Source organism: Pseudomonas sp. BT76 TE3572 (assembly GCF_050435365.1).
GTDB lineage: Bacteria > Pseudomonadota > Gammaproteobacteria > Pseudomonadales > Pseudomonadaceae > Aquipseudomonas > Aquipseudomonas fluorescens_W.
This window is the reverse complement of record NZ_JBNDKE010000001.1, coordinates 5,535,001-5,554,809: the sequence shown is the minus strand read 5'-3', so window position 1 is coordinate 5,554,809 and position 19,809 is coordinate 5,535,001. Positions and strand designations below refer to the sequence as shown.

The window sequence follows — 19,809 nt, the reverse complement described above, 5'->3', positions numbered from 1 at the left end:
CGTCTTGTCGCCAGAAGCCGAATGGTTGTCGAAACATCGTTTCTTCCCAACATTTCCGGAAATTAAACACCGCTCGACAGCACGTGTTGAAAACGGCTCAAAGTTACTTCCTGCAAGCTACAACACCTTGCGTCGTTGCCTACGGCTACGCCAGAATCCGCCGGCTTGTGCGCCTTGGGGGCGGTCGGTAACTTGGTTCCTGTCACTGCCCATCAGTGATCGGGTTTAGTCGCTCGCTGGTAATTGAAGTGGCACAAGCTTCTGTCAGACAGGTATTTCCTACCTGCATTTGATGGTGGCTGTGCGTAGGGCACCTTCGGGTGCGCCGGCTTCTTCAATTCCCCGGTCCGACTAACCTGCGTACAGCTGCCACCCCTTCGTTTAGTCGGCGAAGTGTTGTCAGCATCATTCAAGGAATTGAAGATCATGTTCAAGGTCACACCCAACCCACCCGACACCAATCCGGTCTCTCCCTACGAAAGCCCTGACTCAAACAAACTCAACGAAGCCGCCGAGCGCGCCCTCGACCATCACTTTCCGCCAGCCGACCCCAAACCACCGAAACGCAACGGCCAGCTCTTCAGCGTCTGCCCGGGTATCAACCCTGAAACCCTTCTCGCCAATGCCTCGGAAGATTTGCTGTCCATCAGCGCCATCGCCGCCAACCTCGCCGACGATGTAGACGGCTCACGCCGATCCGTAGCCCTGGCGCTCAGCCGCATGGCTGACGGGGTGCATTTGTTGGTGGAGCGAATGCTGGATCATCTGGATGAACCCGAGATAGCGGCGATTTTCGCCAAGCAACAAAGCCGCGTCATCTAATCCGCCACCCCCATAAAAAAATGGGCACCCAACCTGGTTGGCGTGCCCATTCTTTTTTCCGCTCCCCGCTACGCGGGATATGGAGGCCTGTTACGGATTAACGCAGTCTTTCAACGATTTGCCCTGGCTTGAAGCCACGCTGCGACTCCCGACATTAGGCATCCGCGCTCCAAAATACGCGGCACAGCTAACACCCACAGCCCCCATCACCGCGCAGAACATCACGCAGATCCATGGGCTCCACGGCATCAGACCGATCAGCAACAACGGTGTGAGACTCGCCCAGACGGCGTAGGCAATGTTGTAGGTGAAGGAAATCCCCGAGACACGAATCCGCGCCGGAAACAGGCTGACCATCACCGACGGCACCGCGCCGACCACCCCACAACCAAGGCCGGCCACCGCGTACGCCAGGCCGATCCAGCTGCCACCGATGATCAGGCAGGTATAGAGCACGCCGATGCCCAATGGCAGGAGCAGGCTATAGAGCATCACCGTGCGCCAGGCGCCAATGCGGTCGACCAGCAGCCCGGCGAGTACGCAGCCGATATTCAGAAAAACAATGCCCAAGGCACTCAGGGCGAAGGTGTGACTAGCGGTCATACCGAAGGTTTTCTGCATCATGGTCGGGGTGATCACCACAAACACCACCACCGCCGAGGTGAGTACGCAGGTGAGGATCATCGCCGGCAACATGGCCAGACGGTGTTCACGCAAAACCGTGCGCAGCGGCAATTCGACGGCCGCATCACGTTGGGCCTGCATGGCCATGAACACCGGGGTTTCGCTGAGCCAGCGGCGTAGCCAGACGCCGATTACGCCAAACACGCCGCCCAGCAGGAACGGGTAACGCCAGGCGTAATCAAGGATTTCTGCCGGGGTGAACGCCTGAGCCAGAAACGTCGCCGTCAGTGCGCCGATCAGGTAACCAAACGTCAGCCCGGCCTGCAGGAAACCGAGGGCATAACCGCGATGCCCGACGGGCGCATGCTCGGCGACGAATACCCAGGCGCTCGGCACTTCGCCGCCCACCGCCGCGCCCTGGAGGATTCGCAGGGCCAACAGCAACAGCGGTGCGAAATAACCGATTTGGGCGTAGGTCGGCATGATGCCGATCAACAGGCACGGCAGCGCCATCATCAGGATGCTCAGGCTGAAGACCTTCTTGCGGCCCAATCGGTCGGCGAAATGCGCCATCAGAATCCCGCCCAACGGCCGCGCCAAATAACCGGTAGCGAAGATCCCGAAGCTTTGCAGCAGTCGCAACCACTCAGGCATTTCCGGCGGGAAAAACAGCTGGCTGAGGGTCAGGGCGAAAAATACGAAAATGATGAAATCGTAGATTTCCAGCGCGCCGCCAAGGGCCGCAAGGCCGAGGGTCTTGTAATCCGAGCGAGTGAACGGCACCGGGCGCGAGTGGGTGTTGGCAGTCATGAAAAGCACTCTGGCATAGGCAAAAAACCAAGGCGCCCATGGTCTACGCAAACGCGCCAACGGACAACCCGTTAGACCAAAGTCCTAGACGCGTAAAACTTCGTCACAAAATAGAACCGATTGTTTTACTGTTGCCACCTGTCTAGACGGGCCCTTGCGGTCCTGAAGACCACAATAAACATAAAAATTCGAGGTATACCCGTGGCTGCTGATATCGAAGATACCCGCTCCGCCCGCTTTGCCCTGCGCTGCTCAAGTTTTGCCGAACGCTGGTTCCCCGACTCCTGGGTGTTTGCCGCACTGGCGGTGATTATCGTTGCCGTGGCCACCCTGTTCATGGGCGCCAAACCCACCGACGCCGCCATGGCCTTCGGTGACGGCTTCTGGAGCCTGATCCCGTTCACCATGCAGATGGCTTTCGTGGTGATCGGCGGCTATGTGGTTGCCAGCTCGCCACCGGCGGTGAAACTAATCGACCGACTGGCGCGAATCCCGAAAAACGGCCGCTCAGCCGTGGCCTGGGTGGCGTTGATCTCCATGGTCGCTTCGCTGCTGAACTGGGGGCTGTCGCTGGTGTTTGGCGGTTTGCTGGTGCGCGCCCTCGCCCGCCGTACCGATCTGAAAATGGACTACCGCGCTGCCGGTGCCGCCGCCTATCTCGGCCTTGGCGCGGTGTGGGCCTTGGGCCTGTCCTCGTCCGCCGCACAATTGCAGGCCAACCCGGCCAGCCTGCCGCCGTCGATTCTGTCGATCACCGGGGTGATTCCTTTCACGCAAACCATCTTTCTCTGGCAGTCCGGCGTGATGTTGCTGGCGCTGATCGTGATCTCGCTGATCATTGCCTACGCCACTGCACCCGGCCCGAACTCGGCCCGTGACGCCAAAGCCTGCGGCATCGATCCGAGCTTTAACCTGCCGCCATTGCAACCGCGCACCCGCCCCGGCGAATGGCTGGAGCACAGCCCGCTGCTGACGATTTTGCTGGTGCTGCTGGCGGCCGGATGGCTGTTCCATGAGTTTTCGACCAAACCGGCGATCAGCGCGATTTCCGGGCTGAACACCTACAACTTCCTGTTCATCATGCTTGGTGCCCTGCTGCACTGGCGCCCGCGCAGCTTCCTTGACGCGGTGTCCCGCGCGGTACCGACCACCACGGGCGTACTGATTCAGTTCCCGCTGTACGGCTCGATCGCGGCACTGATGACCACCGTCAAAGGGACTGACGCTCAGACGCTGGCTCACCATATCTCGACCTTTTTCGTACAAATCGCGTCCCACGACACCTACGCGCTGCTGATGGGCGTGTACTCGGCGATCCTCGGTTTCTTCATCCCGTCCGGCGGAGGTAAATGGATCATCGAAGCGCCGTACGTCATGCAAGTGGCCACCGACCTGAACTACCACCTGGGCTGGGCCGTACAGATCTACAACGCCGCCGAAGCCCTGCCGAACCTGATCAACCCGTTCTACATGCTGCCGCTGCTGGGCGTGCTCGGGTTGAAGGCGCGGGACTTGATCGGGTTTTCGTTCGTGCAACTGCTGGTGCACACGCCGCTGGTGCTGTTTCTGCTGTGGGCGCTGGGGACGACGCTGACGTATACGGCACCGGTCATGCCGTAACACGTAACTGATTGCACCTGCTGCAGGCAGGTGCAATCCGTTCACCCAGCTTGAGCCTGAAACAAACGCCTGGATTTATCCTACATACAGGCTCGATTGCGCCTGACATGAAACCCGGAGAGGTCTTATCTCCAACCTATAAATCGCTGAGTAAACTCCGACAGCTCACAAACTTTTTAAAGCAAGACCGCACTGACCAAGGATGAACAAGCACATGTCTTTAATATCGAAAACGCTGGAAGAGATGATTAACGAGATTTACCAGGACGGTAGGGTTTCAGTCGTTGAGTATAAAAAGCTGCGTGATGATGCCGATCGTCGTATGGACGCTGTCGTCCGTGAATTCGGCCAGCACAACAATTTGACCGCCCTTCAAAAAGCGATGGATGTAGTGATGCAATTAACACAAACGTCCATCATCGATGCCAAAAAAGCCAAACTGACCGATACAGGAGAGGCCATCGTCAAGGATGCCGTATCGGCACAGGTCGAGTACTTGCGCGCCGGTACTCATCTGGCACTAAAGCTGTTGTAACGCTTCAACCTCCGTCCGGCCCATAGACATCAAGCCCGGGCCGGACTCCATAATCGAGCGTTCCTGGCATACACACCGCAGGCTCTACGCAAAAAAACTACACGCACACACTGTTCTGTGTAACGCCGCTGATCCAGTATGAAGCGAACCCCAATCAACGGGACCACGCTGAAAAGGATCTGAGCATGTTCAAATTCGCAGCATTCACCCTCGCGGCCCTCACCCTGAGTGCCGCCGCCCATGCCGATGTCGACCTGAAGCTGGGCAGTACCGAACGCGTCACCCGTCTGTTCGCCTATCCCAACAACTGCAACGTGATCTGCTTTCGCAACTGGACGCTGGAGCAAACGGTCGAGCATTACCTGACCCAAAGCGTGCAGCGCGATGGTTACAGCGCGGCGAAAGTGCTGGTGAAAACCGATAACCATCAGCTCTACGCCGAAATCACCGGCGTACCCAAAGGCTATGAAAAACCGTTGGCGGCGTTACTCGATGCCGGTGATCTGGCCTATACCGGCGCCAGCAAGCTGAATGCCGATGGCAAGTGGGCTTACAGCTGGTATCTGTTCCTGCCACTGGGCATGGCTCTGGAAAACCGCAAAAGCGTTGAACTGTTGCACTTCCCACCCGACTATTCGTTGACCCAGGCCCAGGACTACCTGCGATCCGCCACCACCGATCGCTGGGCCACACTGCTGACTGTCAACGGAATTGCGGCCGAGCAGACTCCGGGCTACCAGACCATCATCGACATCGCACCGATTGCCGCACCGTCCAACGCCGGCAAGGATCTGGAGGGCGTCTACGACTACTTCAAGGACTACCAGACCACGATGGTCAAGCAACTCAGCCAGAACGCCAGTGGTGAGGCGTTGCCGATGGTCGCCTTCGGCGCGCCGGTGCGTAACTGGATCAAGCAGCAATATGGGCCGACCGTGAACGTGCTGGGCCTGGTCAGCATCAGCCCGAGCGACGGGGTGAAAGTGCCAGTACTGGGTTCCAACCACCCAAGCTACATTTGGTACGCCGCCGACCCGGAAAGCTATACCGGCAAAGATGCCCAGGCCAAGGCCGATGCGGCAGGCCTTAAAGTCATGGGTCAGGATTTGAGTGCCGCCTGCTGGCAGGCCGCCATGGGCCGCCAACCGGACAGTAATCCCGACATTGAACTGAGAAGCTGCACCCAAAACTGGCAAGTGGCCCAGGCAGATAAAACCTGCGAGCTGTTCTATACCTCGATCCGCAACCTGACGCCTGAAAAAGCCGTGGCCAAGTGCGCGACGGCACCGATCAAAACTCAGCTCAAACAGCTGAAAGCTCCGGTCCCCGAGACTGCGATTCCTGTCCCGCCCCTGTAAAACGATGAACGGCGGGTCTACTGTCATAACTGACAGTAGACCCGCCGTTTCATTTGCGAGAGGCTTGAATCGCACCCATGTGCTGCAGAGCTGACAGGATCGTCAGCTGATGGAGGTCGCAGCACCCAGCCAACAAGGATCGTTATGAAAACCCACGCCCTGCACGAGACGCTCGTAAAACCTCCCGACGGGATTTATCCATTTGCGGAGCTGCCCGTTCGCCTTGGATTCCCCTCCAGGGCCGACTTCGAGATTATCGACAACACCAACGGATCGGCGGCAGCCGTCGCAGTACTGCGGGAATTTCCACGCATCAGCCGAATTTGTCGGGCTTCGGGGCATCTGCTGCCTTATCGGTGCCGGCATACCCGGCAACTGGCCCGTGGCATCCATGTCTACGACCCGCGCTTCTGCGGGCTGCTGCGACACTCCTGCGACCCAAACGTATTTCTCGACATGAGCGAGCTGTGGTTGTGGGCGCTGAAGGACATCAAAAAAGGCGACCGACTGACGATGGACTACGCTTCCACCGAAGACAAACTCCTGCGTCAGTTCGCCTGCCAGTGCGGCTCGTTCGACTGCCGAGGCTGGATCACCGGCTACGATGAACCGCCGAACGCCGACGGCCAGTTGTTTCTGCAGCACTGGCGCCGGCGAAGTCTATGCTGAAGGGCGTTACAACGTCTCGACCGGACGCAGACGGTATTGCGGCGGCAATTGCTCGAAACCGCTGATGGTGGCGTTCAGGCTTTTCCAGCGACCGTCCTTGATGCCATAGATGCAGCCGTGAACAGACAGGCTCTGCCCGCGGTGCCAGGCATTTTGCACAATGCTGGTGTGCCCGACGTTGGCCACTTGCTGGATCACGTTGTATTCGCAGAGGCGGTCGACCCGCTCTTCTTCAGTGGGCAATTTGGCAAGTTCTTCGCGTTTTTCATAATAGAGATCGCGAATCGAGCGCAGCCAGCCGTCGATCAGGCCCAACTGACGGTCCTGCATCGAGGCGCGCACACCGCCGCAGCCATAGTGGCCGGTAACGAGGATGTGTTTGACCTTCAGCACGTCGACCGCGTACTGAATCACCGACAGGCAGTTAAGGTCGGTGTGCAACACCACGTTGGCCACGTTGCGGTGTACGAACAGATCGCCGGGCAGCATGCCGACGATCTCGTTCGCCGGCACCCGGGCGTCGGAGCAACCGATCCACAGGTATTCCGGGGTTTGCTGACGGGCCAGCTTGGCGAAGAAATCAGGATCTTCTTTGGTGATCGCGTCAGCCCAGCGCTCGTTGTTATCAATCAGATCTTGTAATTCGTTCATGCAATGAAGCCTCGAGAATGATGCGCTTCTATGACAGACAACCATCTGTCGGGGTCACGCGCCAAATGCAGATACCCGGTTTTCCATGCCGGAGGAATTCTCAGCAGCCCAGGGGGTCCACCCTAGTAAGGCCTACAGTATGAGGAATTACCATGACTGAATCACGACGTCCGTACGATGCGGTTCAACCCGAGCCCATCGATGACGACGAAGACCGCATGGGCTCGATGCATGAGCTGGATTTCGACGAGGAAGAACCCAGCGCCAAAATCGGCGACGAGCTGACGCAAGCGGAGCGTGAACGCCTGATGCCTCGGGAACGCGTACGGGAAGCCGGTATGACCGGGGCCTCGACCGAGGACCATGAGTCTACCGACGACGACATGAGCCCGGAAACCCTGATCCGTGAAGACGGTGCACGGGACGCCCACGAAGCGGGTGAAGGTGGCCAGGCCGATTGGGATTTGAGCATTGTCGATGAAGACGACATTGGCGGTGGTAATGGGCTGGATGAAGAGGAACTGGCGCGGCGGGATCCGATGGACGGTAATCGTTGATCGTTGATCGTTGATGTCAGCCAGGACGCCTTCGCGGGCAAGCCTCGCTCCTACAGGATTGGTGTCGTACACAAATGTGTGAACACCACTAATCTTGTAGGAGCGAGGCTTGCCCGCGAAGCTTTTAAAAAGGCTCAATCGACCAAAGTGCAGGCCATCACCACCGCATCTTCCCGCCCGCCAACTGCCGGGTAGTAATCGCGCCGCCGACCAATCTCGTTAAACCCATAACGCTCATACAACTTGAACGCGCCACGGTTGCTGTCGCGCACTTCCAGAAAACACTCCCGCGCCTTGGCGTCATACGCCCGGGACATCAAATGCTCCAGCAACGTCAAGCCCAGGCCACGGCCCTGGTTTTCCGGTTTGACGGTGATGTTCAGCAGATGCGCTTCATCAAGGATGATCTGCACCACCCCGTGGCCGACCTGCTGCTGGCCTTCAAACATCAGCCAAATCTGATATTTACCCAGCCCATCGAGAAAAATCCCGCGAGTCCAGGGATGGCTGTAAGCCGCGTATTCGATTTTCAGTACAGCGTCCATGTCCGCCTCGGTCATCGGGCGGAACGATACAGCGTCACTCATTCGATTCTTTCCAACGCGCCATCAGCCGACGCATGGCTTGCCAGACATCAGCCTTACGCTGTGGCTCTTCCATTAATAATTCCAGGCCCGGCAGGGCCCAGACCGAGCCCAGGCCGTCGACCTGGAGTTCACGGTTGAAGGATTCGGCGTTTGCCTCACCGGCGAAACGCACCGCCGGCAGACCGATCAGCCACACGCAGACGCACGGTGCGTCTTCCAGCCGGGCCGAGAGAAAACCTTGCACGAAGTCGCGAGCCGCTTCCGGACCTTGATCCATGGTGCCTCGAGACAACAGCGGCCACCGCACCGGCTCGCCGACGATCTGCGGGCTGTCCGGCAGACCGGCGGCGCGCAGCATGTCTTTGAGCAACAGATAGGCGGGGTCGCGGGTCTGGAAGGATTCGCCTGTGGGTAACTCCACCAGCAGCAGGCAACGCCCGGCCCGCAGCAATTGCAGCGCGAAACGCGGTGGCGGCACGACTGGCGCCTTGGCCACAACCGGAGCGGCCTCTTCTTCAACCTTGGCATTCGTACGCGTGCTGGCCAGCGATGGCCGTGGCACCTCGATTTTCACCCGTTCGGCCGGTTTGACCAGCGGTTCCACGGGGGAATCAGCCACAGGCGCGGGCGCAACCGGAGCAACCGGCGCGACGACCAACGGCTCGGGCATCTCCAGCAGTTCGGGGCGCGAGGGCGCAGCAAAGGGCAATTCGGTGCGCGGCAGCCAGTTGACCACCTGCATGGCGGTCAAATAAGCGCGGCGACGGGACTCGATAAGCAAAGGTCGGCCACTTGTGGATAACTAAAGTGCGGTGATTCTACCGCCCTTCGCTCAAGATCGCCCACGCTTGATCGATAGAAAGCCAACAGTCCGTCCCGAGAGTGAATCGCAACGGGCGTGATGCAGTACAATCGCGACTTTTATTCGCCAACCAGCCGGCCATTCCGATGATCGAACCCAAGCGCGTCTTGCGCGCCCTCGCTGAACACTGGGCACTTCTGGAGCCACTGTGCGAGCACTTCGACCAAGGCACCTTGAGCCTCAACGAACTGCGTTCACAGTTGGCCGCCCAGCAACTGGACAGTACGCCGCAGGACATCACCAGCCTGCTGGACGTGTGGATCCGCCTCGACATTCTGGTTCCCGTGGCGAAAAGCCCGAACCGTTTCGAGCTCAACGCGCAGATCCACGACTTCCTCGCCTACCTGCGCCGTGAGCACCGTCTGGGCCTGTGCCTGGAGATCGAAGCCTATTTGCGCCACCTCGAGCGCCTGGCCGGTTATATCCAGGACGCCTTCGACATCCGCGACGGCCACGACCTGGCGCGCCAGTTGCGCCTGCTCGACATGCGCGTACGGGACGTATTGAAGAAACTCGCCAACGACGAACAGGCCCTGGTGGCCGTCGCCGAGCGCGCCAAGACCAGTGACCGGCAGATTCCGTTGCGTCAGCGCTACGCCGAAGTGTTGGCGACCTGGGACGAATACGTCGAGCCGATGATTCAGCTGGTGAACGCCGACGGCGCCTTCGAACAAGGTGTGCGCAAGGTCGAGAACGTGCTGCTGAAGATGCTCACCGAGCAGCAGCGCCTCGGCCACCTGGTCGATGACGACATGCTGCTGCGCACCCACGCGCGCATCCTCGAAATGCAGACCAGCGCCCAGCTGACGCTGCGTCACGCCCGCGAACTGCTGCTGCCGTTGCGTGAAGAAGCCCGTCGGCACAACGCCGTGACCCGTGGCGCGGCGCTGGCCTTGTCGGCCATCCGTCGCAAAGGCATCGATGCGGTGCCACAAGCCGCGATGCCGATGTTCACCCGCCCGCAAAGTACCTTCTTGGGCAGTGCCAGTCAGGTCGAAGCCTACGTTTACGCGTTGGCCCGTTTCGAGCCGAAACCGGCGCGCTTCCCCAAGGCCCACAAAACGCAGAAAGGCGAAGCGCCGCGCGCACCACGCACGGTTCGGGAAATGCTCGAACGTTGCGAAGACGCCCTGCCGATGCCGGATCTGATGAGCTGGCTGCTGGAGCAGGAGCCGGACGGCGCTACCGACGAATTGCTCTACTGGTTCTCGCGCCTGTCTCGCGAGAAACGCTTCAACCGCGAGCGTCTGGAACGCCGCGATTACCACACTCACGAGCATCAGGTCAGCCTGCGCTCCTTCGCCCTGCTCTCGGCCCGCGACACCGCCGCCGAGGATTCTGCGAGCACCCCACATGCATCTTGATCTAAACGAACTGTCTCAGCTGGCGCCGATCTTTCGCGAGCTATTCAAGGGCTATCACGTCAGCCGCCGCGACCCTGAGCTGTACGCGCAACTGTCGAACTTCCAGGACCAGTACCGCACGCTGTTCAAGGCATTGGGCTTTGAACTGGTCTGCGATACCCGTGGTTTCTACTACTTCGTCCCAGACCTGGCCGCCGCGGCAGTGAACAAGACCGCACAACGTCTGGCGCTGTTCACCTTCATCCTCGTCGAGCATCTGGCCGATCAGGGCCGCGACCCGGTCGCCGTGCTCGACGGTGGCAGCCTCGGCCGTGATGAATTGCCGTCGCTGCTGGAAAAGTACCGCGACCTGTTTATCCAGGCCGAAGTGCAGACCGTCGAAGAACTCGAAGAAAAAATCATGCGCCGCATGACCCAGCTCGGTTTCGCCGGCGAAGAAAACGGCATCTACCGTTTCCTGCCGCCGATGCACCGCTTCCTCGATGTTTGCTTGTCGGTCCAGCAAGACCGCGATCTGGCGGCCAGTTTGCACAGCGTCTTGCCTCTGCCGGTGCCAGTGCTGATCGATGACGACAGCGACGAAAAGCTTTTGGAAACCGATGACCCGCTCGATCTCAGCGACTTCGCTGAAGAAAGCGAAGAAGACGCCATGGCCCGCGCCATTGCCGAAGAACAGGAGACCGACGCATGAGCAAGGAACGCTACGGCATTCGCCGCTTTGCCCTTTTGAACACCGCTGGTTACAGCCTCGGCCTGTTTCCGCTGGAAGAGCCGTTGTCGGTCTACGGCGCGAACAACCTCGGCAAATCCGCCTCGATCAACGCCTTGCAGTTCCCGATTCTGGCACGCATGTCGGACATGAGTTTCGGCAAGTACAGCCTGGAACAATCCCGGCGTTTCTACTTCGCCTCGGACACCAGTTACATCCTGGTCGAAGTGTCCCTGCCCCACGGTCCTCATGTGATTGGCGTGGTCGGACGCGGCCCGGGCGGTGGTTTCGGTCACCAGTTCTTTGCCTACGCCGGCAAGCTGGATCTGGCCCATTACCAGAAAAACGACACCTGCCTGCGTCAGAAAGAACTGTTCACCAACCTTGAGCGCGAAGGCCTGAAAGCCTATGAGCTCAAGCCGGATGAGCTGCGTCGTTTGCTGGTCGGCGGTCACACCTCGATTCCGCTGGACCTGACGCTGATCCCGCTGCGCTCCACCAGCGAGCAAAGCCTGAAGACCTTCCGCGCCCTGTTCATCAACCTGCTGCACATGCGCGAAATCACCGCGGCCAAGCTCAAGCAGTTGTTCCTCGATGCGTTCGAACACAGCCTGCGTTCTGGCAGCGTCGACTACATCGCCGCGTGCGAAGAAGCCTTCCGCGATGTACGACGCATGGAACAGGACTACAACTCGCTGGTCACTGCCGGTCCATTGGTTGAAGCCCTTGCGGCAGGCGTGACCCAGCGCAATATCCTGCGCGGCAAACTGCACCGCATTTCGCCGTTGCTCGACTCTCTGCTTGGCACCTGGTCGGACTACGCCAGTGCGCGCAAGGAAGAACTGACGATTCAGGCCGAGCACTACCGCAACGAGCAAGACGCGCTGCAAAACGATCAGCGCGGCGGCACTCAGGAACTGATGCGCCTGGAGCGGGAAATTTCCGGCATCCAGCGCTGGCTCGGCGAGCTGTCGGTGCTCAAGCATCGCTTCGCGCTGGTCGATGACGTCAAAGTGCTTGAGCAGCAACTGCTCGCGGCCAAGGATGCGCACGATGAACTGGCCGGTGCGCTGGCGCAGTCGCGGCAGTTCAGCGCCGAAGATCTGGAAGAGCGTCTGCGGGATCTGGAAAAACGCCTGAAGTCGGTCAAGCAGCAACTCGATCACGCCGACAACAACAGCTACGCCCGTCTGCGCGAGGAATTCTCGCAACAGGATGTCGAGCGCCTGATGCGCTTGTTCAACAGCGCGCTGTTCAGTCTGCCGCTGGGCGAGCATGGCATTACGCTGGACGAGGACGGTCAGTGGGTCAAATCCATGGAACTGATCCTCGACGGTTTCAAGGGCGAGCGCTTCGAAGTGCCGGGCCTGTCCATCGACATCTCGCACATCGAGCCGCCGGCCCTGCAAGCCCTGGCTGACCGCGCGGCATTGCGCGATCAGAAAGAGCGTCTGGACAAAGAACTCAAGCAACTGAAAACTCAAGCTGCCGTGGCCGCCGACCGCGCCGCGAGCAAAACCCAGACCGAAGCGTTGTACCAGCAAGTGCTGGATGCGCAGAAAGCGCTGGAAGATTTCCGCCGCGCGCAAACCCTGAGCGCCGAGGAAGGCGACAAGCTGGAACAGCTGGCGCAGATGGAAGCGGCGCAGGACGAGTTGAAGCGTTCCAGCGACGCCTTCACCGAGCGCGTCCAGCAACTGTCGGCCAAACTGCAACTGGTCGGCCGGCAGATCGGTGATATGGAAGCCAAGCAACGCACCCTCGACGATGCCCTGCGCCGCCGTCAGCTGTTGCCGGCAGACTTGCCGTTTGGCACGCCATTCATGGACCCGATCGACGATTCCATGGACAACTTGCTACCGCTGCTCAATGACTATCAGGACAGCTGGCAAGGTTTGCAGCGCAGCGATGGTCAGATCGAGGCGCTGTACGCTCAGGTCCGCCTCAAGGGTGTGGCCAAGTTCGACAGCGAAGACGATATGGAGCGTCGCCTGCAACTGCTGATCAACGCTTACGCGCACCGTACCGACGAAGCCCTGACCCTCGGCAAGGCGCGTCGTGCGGCCGTTACCGACATTGCCCGGACCCTGCGCAACATCCGCAGCGACTACGACAGCCTCGAGCATCAACTGGCGTTGTTCAACCGCGAGATCAACAAGCGTCAGGTCTCCAACTTGCAAAGCTTCCGCATCGTGCTCGCGCCGAACAAGGAAGCGCTCAAGCACATCGACCAGATCATCCACAGCGCCGGTCAGTACGAAGAAGGCGAAACCCTTTCGGTCTTCGACCTGAGCCAAAGCGCTGATCAGGACAACAAGAACGAAGAAGCCAAGGAGTATCTGGCGCGGTTGGTGGCGGCGAACCACAACCAGCTCGGCCTCAAGGATTTGTTCGAGCTGGCGTTCGAGATCACCAAGGTCAACGGATCGCCGGTGATCCACACCGACATCGACGGCGCGGCATCCAACGGCACCACCATGACCATCAAGGCGCTGACCAACATGTACTTGTTGCTGCACTTGATGGACCGCGACCAGGCCGGTCGCGTGCGCCTGCCGTACTACCTCGACGAGGCAGCGGACATCGATGAGAAGAACCAGGCAGCGTTGCTGGAAACCAGCCTGCAACTGGGCTTCGTACCGATCCTGGCGAGTGTGAAACCGCAGGTCTGCGCCAGTGTCGCCATCGACCTGGAAGGCGGCAGCGGCCCGAACGGGATCTACATCGACGAGGCGGACTGGAAGTACATCCGTCGTCACGATGAGGTGAAGGCTGCCGTTATCGTTGAAGCGGATGAGCCGGAGCTGGATGCGGTCTGATTTGCGTTAATCGACAGCCATAAAAAAGGCCGCGATCCAATGGATCGCGGCCTTTTTCATGCCTGCTGTTTTGGGCTTACTTGCCGATTGAAATCTTCGGCGCCCAGGTCAGCCATTCGTCTTCGAACTTATCGAACAGCGGGAACGTTTGCTCAGCCAGCGCCGGACTGCCCATGCGCTCGCCGTCCGGTGTGGCAAAAGCGATGCCGCCCTGAATCAGCGTCTCCAGCGATTCGGTACGCATCGTCGCACCTTTGAACAAGCCGTAATCAAATCCAAAACCACTGGAGTTCCAGAAACGCGTACCGCTGCGCACCAACGGCGCGTACTTCGGCTCGATCAGGATATGCACCAACACACGGTCCGCCGTCTGGCCGAGTTCATAGCCTGTCACCTTGCCCACGGTGATTTCGCGATAAGTGACCGGCACACCGGTTTTCAGCGAACCACGGCGGGCAGCGCTCAACACCAGACTCAAACCGGCTTCCTGTTTAGCGGTTTCCGGCGGATTGGCCAGGGCCACGAAGTTCTTCTGCGGGCCGAGGTTTTTCGCGGCCGGTTGCACTTCGATGTATTGGCCAGTGACCAGCGTTTCGAGGTTGGATGTCTTGATCAGTCCCAGTTCCGGTTTGACCACCCAGAATTGACTGCCCACCCGAGCGATACGCTCCGGTACTTCGGTGATTCTTGCGGTCAGCATCACCGATTGCAGGTCATCCGTGAGGTCTACATCTTCAATTTTGCCGACATCCAGACCTTTGAAGCGGATCGGTGTCCCAGTGCGTAGACCATCGGCGCGATCGACCTTGATCGTTACCACGGCACCTTTCTGGTTTGCCTCGTCATGGCTGGCAAACAGACGAAAACGTGGAATCCGCTTCTGCAGCGGCGCCTTGGCTTCCGGGGTTTCAAAGGCAATACCGCCGGCCATCAGGCTTTGCAGCGACTCGCTTTTGACCTGGATTCCACCGGTCAGCCCACCCGTCAGCGTAATGCCGCTGGCATTCCAGAACCGTGTCGAGGCGTTAACCAGCCCTTCGTATTCCTTCTCGATGTGTACACCAATCACCAACTGCTTTTTTTTGCGTGAAAACTGATAGCTCTGGACCGAACCGACCTTGACCTGCTTGTAGAGAATCGGGCTGCCGACCTCCAGCGAACCGAGGTTTTCAGTGAACAGCACCAGGTGCAATCCTGGCGCACGCAAGTCGAGCGGCGGTGCCTTCGGCCGTGCCACAAACTCGCGCTGCGGTGCGGCGCCTTTGTCTCCGGGACGCACGGCGATGTAGTTACCTTTGACCAACGCTTCGAGCCCGGTGATACCGGCAAGCGAGATCGACGGTTTGACCACCCAGAACTGGGTGCCTTCGACCAGGTAATCTTCAGCCAGAGGATCGAGGGTCAATTCGGCGGTGGCACTGGATAGATCAGGATCGACCTTGAGCGCTTTCAGAGTGCCGACCTGGATGCCTTTGTACATAACCGGTGTGCGACCCGCTTGCATTCCTTCGAAGTCGCTGAGTTTGACCTTGACCCGAATACCGGCGGCGGCTGCATCGAAATCTTCGTAGAGACGGAACGGCAGACTCGGATCGGTGGGCGGGCTGTCCTTACGGTTCTCCGGCGTAGCAAACGCGATACCCCCGGCGACGATGCTGGCCAGGGATTCGCTGCGCACTTTCACACCCGACAGGTTGGCGTCGATGCTGATGCCGCTGGCGTTCCAGAAGCGCGTGTGTTTGCGCACCAGTTTGGCGTAAGTCGGCTCGATGAAGACTTTGAGTTCAACCGTGCTTTGGTCTTCGGACAGCAGATAGCTTTTGATCTGGCCGACCTTGATCTGCTTATAGAACACCGGGCTACCGCGATTGAGTGAACCGAGACGATCAGCCTTGATGGTCAGGTGTAGACCGGGCTTGGCGTCCGATAGCGGCGGCTCTTCGGCCAAGGCTTTGAACTTGCGCGTCGGCTCACCTTCGCCCGGGCTTATCGCCACGTAGTTACCCGAGACCAGTGTCTCCAGGCCAGTGATACCGGCCAACGTCACGCTCGGCTTGATCAGCCAGAAACGGGTGCTGGTCCGCAGGTATGGCTCCACGTCCTTGTTCATTTCGATGGTAGCGATCACGCCTTTGGAGTTGCCTTCGTCATCGAGTTTGAGGGCTTTCACCTTACCCACCGACATGCCTTTGTAGACGACTTCGGTCTTGTTGGCCTGAATGCCTTCACCACTTTCGAAACGCACCTGAATCTCGATGCCGGTCTCGTTGTAGGCACGCCAGCCAAGCCAGCCGCCGATGATCAGGGCAATCAGGGGCAACACCCAAATAGCTGACCAGTTCGAGGCCGGTCGGGTTTTTGCGGTAGGCAAATCAGTCATGGTCGTCGTCCGACTCCGTGTTATCCCAAATCAGTCGGGGATCGAAAGTTACTGCGGCAAGCATCGTCAGAATCACCACACTGGCGAAAGCGATGGCGCCAAGATTGGCTTCGACGCTGGCAAGCCGTCCGAAATTCACAACCGCCACCAGGATGGCGATCACAAAAATATCGAGCATTGACCAGCGCCCAATGAACTCAATAAAGCGGTACATCCAAATGCGCTGGCGAGCCGAGAGTGGCTGGCGGCGCTGCACGGAAAACAGCAGCAGTGCGATGCCCACCAATTTGAACGTTGGTACCAGAATACTGGCGATAAAAACCACGGCAGCGATTGGAATCATGCCGTGTTGAACCAGTTGGATTACACCGGACATGATGGTGCTGGGATCGCCCTGCCCCAATGAACTGACGGTCATGATCGGCAGCACGTTGGCCGGGATGTAGAGAACCGCCGCGGTAACCAGCAACGCCCAGGTACGCATCACGCTGTTCGGGCGACGGGCGTGAACCAGCGCACCGCAACGGGTGCAGAACTGTTCGTCGGTGTCGGCTTCCTGCTTGTTCAATTCATGGCATTCGGCGCAAATCAGAATGCCTGCATCAATCGCCCGCATGGGCATCCTCTCCTGATAAAGCCTGCCAGATCTGATGGGGCGACATCACAACCTCCAACCAGACCTGGACCAACAACAAACCGATAAAGCACGCCAGGCCAAGCCCGACGGTAATTGCTGCCATATCTGCCAGTTTGACGATCGCCACCAGTACGCCCATGAGGTAGACCTCGAGCATCCCCCAATCGCGTAAATGGTGATAAATGCGGTAGAGCAACAGGCCGTAACTGCGTCCGATATCAAAACGAATACTCAGCAGTACAAGCAGTTGGCAAAGCAACTTGAGCAGCGGGATTCCCATGCTGCAGAGAAACACCACGACTGCAACGCCCTGCATGCCGGTATCGAACAGGCCAACAACGCCCGTCCAGACAGTGTCGTGCGATGACTGCCCAAGTAGATGGAGCTGCATGATGGGTAAAAAGTTCGCCGGGATATACAACAATAGAGCGGCGAGAACCAAGGCGAGACTGCGCTGTACGACGTTATGCCGATGGGCGTAGAGCTCGTAACCGCAGCGCGGACAAAGCGCTTTCTCGCCATGGGCGAGTTCGGGCTTGCGCATCAGCAAGTCGCACTCATGACACGCAACCAAGTCGTCCAGCGGTAATTCTGACAGCCCTGAAGCGTCAACCGGATCTGGCATAAAGGCTCTGGCTCCGAAAAAGTTGGACCTATTCTAGTGTCATGGATCGAAAATAACTGTGCAAATTTGTGCTTTAACTGAAAGCCACTTTCCTTCGGGCAAAACAAAACCCCTACCTGCATACGCAGATAGGGGTTTCGGAATTTAATCTTGACGATGACCTACTCTCACATGGGGAAACCCCACACTACCATCGGCGATGCATCGTTTCACTGCTGAGTTCGGGATGGGATCAGGTGGTTCCAATGCTCTATGGTCGTCAAGAAATTCGGTAGCCAGGTCGTTTGCCTTGCGGCGCACGCTCCAGCGAATGGGTATGCGATAGTCTGGTGTTTTGTGAGTATCTCGAACTTTCGGTTCGTTTCGTCTTCACACACCGCAATCTGGTCTCTTTCGAGTTCACAAATTGCTTGGGTGTTATATGGTCAAGCCTCACGGGCAATTAGTATTGGTTAGCTCAACGCCTCACAGCGCTTACACACCCAACCTATCAACGTCGTAGTCTTCGACGGCCCTTCAGGGGACTCAAGGTCCCAGTGAGATCTCATCTTGAGGCTAGTTTCCCGCTTAGATGCTTTCAGCGGTTATCTATTCCGAACATAGCTACCCGGCAATGCCACTGGCGTGACAACCGGAACACCAGAGGTTCGTCCACTCCGGTCCTCTCGTACTAGGAGCAGCCCCTCTCAAATCTCAAACGTCCACGGCAGATAGGGACCGAACTGTCTCACGACGTTCTAAACCCAGCTCGCGTACCACTTTAAATGGCGAACAGCCATACCCTTGGGACCGGCTTCAGCCCCAGGATGTGATGAGCCGACATCGAGGTGCCAAACACCGCCGTCGATATGAACTCTTGGGCGGTATCAGCCTGTTATCCCCGGAGTACCTTTTATCCGTTGAGCGATGGCCCTTCCATACAGAACCACCGGATCACTAAGACCTACTTTCGTACCTGCTCGACGTGTCTGTCTCGCAGTCAAGCGCGCTTTTGCCTTTATACTCTACGACCGATTTCCGACCGGTCTGAGCGCACCTTCGTACTCCTCCGTTACTCTTTAGGAGGAGACCGCCCCAGTCAAACTACCCACCATACACTGTCCTCGATCCGGATAACGGACCTGAGTTAGAACCTCAAAGTTGCCAGGGTGGTATTTCAAGGTTGGCTCCACGCGAACTGGCGTCCACGCTTCAAAGCCTCCCACCTATCCTACACAAGCAAATTCAAAGTCCAGTGCAAAGCTATAGTAAAGGTTCACGGGGTCTTTCCGTCTAGCCGCGGATACACTGCATCTTCACAGCGATTTCAATTTCACTGAGTCTCGGGTGGAGACAGCGCCGCCATCGTTACGCCATTCGTGCAGGTCGGAACTTACCCGACAAGGAATTTCGCTACCTTAGGACCGTTATAGTTACGGCCGCCGTTTACCGGGGCTTCGATCAAGAGCTTCGCGTTAGCTAACCCCATCAATTAACCTTCCGGCACCGGGCAGGCGTCACACCCTATACGTCCACTTTCGTGTTTGCAGAGTGCTGTGTTTTTAATAAACAGTCGCAGCGGCCTGGTATCTTCGACCGGCATGGGCTTACGCAGTAAATGCTTCACCCTCACCGGCGCACCTTCTCCCGAAGTTACGGTGCCATTTTGCCTAGTTCCTTCACCCGAGTTCTCTCAAGCGCCTTGGTATTCTCTACCCAACCACCTGTGTCGGTTTGGGGTACGGTTCCTGGTTACCTGAAGCTTAGAAGCTTTTCTTGGAAGCATGGCATCAACCACTTCGTCACCCAAAGGGTAACTCGTCATCAGCTCTCGGCCTTGGAATCCCGGATTTACCTAAGATTCCAGCCTACCACCTTAAACTTGGACAACCAACGCCAAGCTGGCCTAGCCTTCTCCGTCCCTCCATCGCAATAACCAGAAGTACAGGAATATTAACCTGTTTTCCATCGACTACGCTTTTCAGCCTCGCCTTAGGGACCGACTAACCCTGCGTCGATTAACGTTGCGCAGGAAACCTTGGTCTTTCGGCGTGGGTGTTTTTCACACCCATTGTCGTTACTCATGTCAGCATTCGCACTTCTGATACCTCCAGCAAGCTTCTCAACTCACCTTCACAGGCTTACAGAACGCTCCTCTACCGCATCACCTAAGTGATACCCGTAGCTTCGGTGTATGGTTT

The 19,809-nt window shown here is 58.3% G+C and carries 16 protein-coding genes and 2 rRNA genes (1 of these 18 only partly in view); 9 read left to right on the top strand and 9 right to left on the bottom strand.

Annotation, left to right across the window (positions count from 1 at the left end; translation table 11 throughout):
* The first annotated feature begins 426 nt into the window (after positions 1-426).
* Positions 427-822, top strand: a complete 396-nt coding sequence (locus tag ABH912_RS25285; protein ID WP_033061222.1) for a DUF6124 family protein — start codon at positions 427-429, stop codon at positions 820-822.
* A 90-nt stretch (positions 823-912) separates the two neighbouring features.
* Here the strand turns inward: ABH912_RS25285 and ABH912_RS25280 are convergent, their stop codons facing one another.
* Positions 913-2,256 (bottom strand): MFS transporter, encoded by a 1,344-nt coding sequence (locus ABH912_RS25280; protein WP_429511902.1) that lies wholly within the window; start codon positions 2,254-2,256, stop codon positions 913-915.
* 201 nt (positions 2,257-2,457) lie between these two features.
* Here ABH912_RS25280 and ABH912_RS25275 point away from each other — a divergent pair, with 201 nt between their 5' ends.
* From ABH912_RS25275 to ABH912_RS25260, 4 genes are all read left to right on the top strand, one after another.
* Positions 2,458-3,876 carry a short-chain fatty acid transporter gene (locus ABH912_RS25275; RefSeq protein WP_033061219.1) on the top strand — a complete coding sequence of 473 codons (1,419 nt, stop codon included), beginning with the start codon at positions 2,458-2,460 and terminating at the stop codon, positions 3,874-3,876.
* 214 nt (positions 3,877-4,090) lie between these two features.
* Positions 4,091-4,411, top strand: a complete 321-nt coding sequence (locus tag ABH912_RS25270; RefSeq protein ID WP_033061217.1) for a hypothetical protein — start codon at positions 4,091-4,093, stop codon at positions 4,409-4,411.
* A 185-nt stretch (positions 4,412-4,596) separates the two neighbouring features.
* Positions 4,597-5,769 (top strand): hypothetical protein, encoded by a 1,173-nt coding sequence (locus tag ABH912_RS25265; RefSeq protein WP_033061215.1) that lies wholly within the window; start codon positions 4,597-4,599, stop codon positions 5,767-5,769.
* 144 nt (positions 5,770-5,913) lie between these two features.
* Entirely contained in the window at positions 5,914-6,438 is a 525-nt protein-coding gene (locus ABH912_RS25260) for an SET domain-containing protein-lysine N-methyltransferase (protein WP_429511901.1), read from the top strand.
* 6 nt (positions 6,439-6,444) lie between these two features.
* Here ABH912_RS25260 and can read toward each other — a convergent pair whose 3' ends face one another.
* Positions 6,445-7,089 carry a carbonate dehydratase gene (gene can / locus ABH912_RS25255; protein ID WP_033061212.1) on the bottom strand — a complete coding sequence of 215 codons (645 nt, stop codon included), beginning with the start codon at positions 7,087-7,089 and terminating at the stop codon, positions 6,445-6,447.
* Between the two features lie 152 nt (positions 7,090-7,241).
* Here can and ABH912_RS25250 point away from each other — a divergent pair, with 152 nt between their 5' ends.
* Positions 7,242-7,646 carry a hypothetical protein gene (locus ABH912_RS25250; protein WP_033061211.1) on the top strand — a complete coding sequence of 135 codons (405 nt, stop codon included), beginning with the start codon at positions 7,242-7,244 and terminating at the stop codon, positions 7,644-7,646.
* Positions 7,647-7,780: 134 nt separating this feature from the next.
* Here the strand turns inward: ABH912_RS25250 and rimI are convergent, their stop codons facing one another.
* Positions 7,781-8,233 carry a ribosomal protein S18-alanine N-acetyltransferase gene (gene rimI / locus ABH912_RS25245; protein ID WP_149420305.1) on the bottom strand — a complete coding sequence of 151 codons (453 nt, stop codon included), beginning with the start codon at positions 8,231-8,233 and terminating at the stop codon, positions 7,781-7,783.
* A complete protein-coding gene (locus ABH912_RS25240; protein ID WP_429513158.1) occupies positions 8,226-8,975 on the bottom strand; it encodes an energy transducer TonB in 750 nt (249 codons plus the stop codon). Before ABH912_RS25240 ends, rimI begins: the two co-directional genes overlap by 8 nt.
* 206 nt (positions 8,976-9,181) lie before the next feature.
* On the opposite strand from ABH912_RS25240, the gene mksB reads away from it, so the two are divergent.
* Genes mksB through mksF form a run of 3 tightly spaced genes read left to right on the top strand, consistent with a single transcriptional unit; the run spans position 9,182 to position 13,987 of the window.
* Entirely contained in the window at positions 9,182-10,459 is a 1,278-nt protein-coding gene (gene mksB / locus ABH912_RS25235) for an Mks condensin complex protein MksB (RefSeq protein ID WP_033061347.1), read from the top strand.
* A complete protein-coding gene (gene mksE / locus ABH912_RS25230; protein WP_008145537.1) occupies positions 10,449-11,150 on the top strand; it encodes an Mks condensin complex protein MksE in 702 nt (233 codons plus the stop codon). The genes mksB and mksE overlap by 11 nt, the downstream gene beginning before the upstream one ends.
* Positions 11,147-13,987: an Mks condensin complex protein MksF gene (gene mksF / locus ABH912_RS25225; RefSeq protein WP_046053477.1), complete on the top strand. Its 2,841-nt coding sequence runs from the start codon at positions 11,147-11,149 to the stop codon at positions 13,985-13,987. The genes mksE and mksF overlap by 4 nt, the downstream gene beginning before the upstream one ends.
* Positions 13,988-14,063: 76 nt before the next feature.
* Here mksF and ABH912_RS25220 read toward each other — a convergent pair whose 3' ends face one another.
* From ABH912_RS25220 to ABH912_RS25200, 5 genes are all read right to left on the bottom strand, one after another.
* Positions 14,064-16,367 carry an intermembrane transport protein PqiB gene (locus ABH912_RS25220; RefSeq protein ID WP_429511900.1) on the bottom strand — a complete coding sequence of 768 codons (2,304 nt, stop codon included), beginning with the start codon at positions 16,365-16,367 and terminating at the stop codon, positions 14,064-14,066.
* Positions 16,360-16,983, bottom strand: coding sequence for a paraquat-inducible protein A (locus tag ABH912_RS25215; protein ID WP_033061204.1), 624 nt, complete (start codon positions 16,981-16,983; stop codon positions 16,360-16,362). The genes ABH912_RS25220 and ABH912_RS25215 overlap by 8 nt, the downstream gene beginning before the upstream one ends.
* On the bottom strand, positions 16,970-17,629 hold the full coding sequence (locus ABH912_RS25210) for a paraquat-inducible protein A (protein WP_429511899.1): 660 nt from the start codon (positions 17,627-17,629) through the stop codon (positions 16,970-16,972). The genes ABH912_RS25215 and ABH912_RS25210 overlap by 14 nt, the downstream gene beginning before the upstream one ends.
* A gap of 148 nt (positions 17,630-17,777) precedes the next feature.
* Positions 17,778-17,893: ribosomal RNA gene (rrf, locus tag ABH912_RS25205) — 5S ribosomal RNA — on the bottom strand.
* Positions 17,894-18,050: 157 nt separating this feature from the next.
* A 23S ribosomal RNA gene (locus ABH912_RS25200) occupies positions 18,051-19,809 on the bottom strand (it continues 1,133 nt past the right edge of the window).

Excerpts from the sequence above, each read along its gene's own strand:
- ABH912_RS25250 (WP_033061211.1), top strand. The coding sequence starts at position 7,242 with ATGACTGAATCACGACGTCCGTACGATGCGGTTCAACCCGAGCCCATC.
- ABH912_RS25210 (WP_429511899.1), bottom strand. The coding sequence starts at position 17,629 with ATGCCAGATCCGGTTGACGCTTCAGGGCTGTCAGAATTACCGCTGGAC.
- ABH912_RS25265 (WP_033061215.1), top strand. The coding sequence starts at position 4,597 with ATGTTCAAATTCGCAGCATTCACCCTCGCGGCCCTCACCCTGAGTGCC.
- ABH912_RS25240 (WP_429513158.1), bottom strand. The coding sequence starts at position 8,975 with ATGCAGGTGGTCAACTGGCTGCCGCGCACCGAATTGCCCTTTGCTGCG.
- ABH912_RS25215 (WP_033061204.1), bottom strand. The coding sequence starts at position 16,983 with ATGCGGGCGATTGATGCAGGCATTCTGATTTGCGCCGAATGCCATGAA.
- ABH912_RS25220 (WP_429511900.1), bottom strand. The coding sequence starts at position 16,367 with ATGACTGATTTGCCTACCGCAAAAACCCGACCGGCCTCGAACTGGTCA.
- ABH912_RS25280 (WP_429511902.1), bottom strand. The coding sequence starts at position 2,256 with ATGACTGCCAACACCCACTCGCGCCCGGTGCCGTTCACTCGCTCGGAT.
- can (WP_033061212.1), bottom strand. The coding sequence starts at position 7,089 with ATGAACGAATTACAAGATCTGATTGATAACAACGAGCGCTGGGCTGAC.
- ABH912_RS25260 (WP_429511901.1), top strand. The coding sequence starts at position 5,914 with ATGAAAACCCACGCCCTGCACGAGACGCTCGTAAAACCTCCCGACGGG.
- mksB (WP_033061347.1), top strand. The coding sequence starts at position 9,182 with ATGATCGAACCCAAGCGCGTCTTGCGCGCCCTCGCTGAACACTGGGCA.
- ABH912_RS25285 (WP_033061222.1), top strand. The coding sequence starts at position 427 with ATGTTCAAGGTCACACCCAACCCACCCGACACCAATCCGGTCTCTCCC.
- mksE (WP_008145537.1), top strand. The coding sequence starts at position 10,449 with ATGCATCTTGATCTAAACGAACTGTCTCAGCTGGCGCCGATCTTTCGC.
- ABH912_RS25270 (WP_033061217.1), top strand. The coding sequence starts at position 4,091 with ATGTCTTTAATATCGAAAACGCTGGAAGAGATGATTAACGAGATTTAC.
- rimI (WP_149420305.1), bottom strand. The coding sequence starts at position 8,233 with ATGAGTGACGCTGTATCGTTCCGCCCGATGACCGAGGCGGACATGGAC.
- mksF (WP_046053477.1), top strand. The coding sequence starts at position 11,147 with ATGAGCAAGGAACGCTACGGCATTCGCCGCTTTGCCCTTTTGAACACC.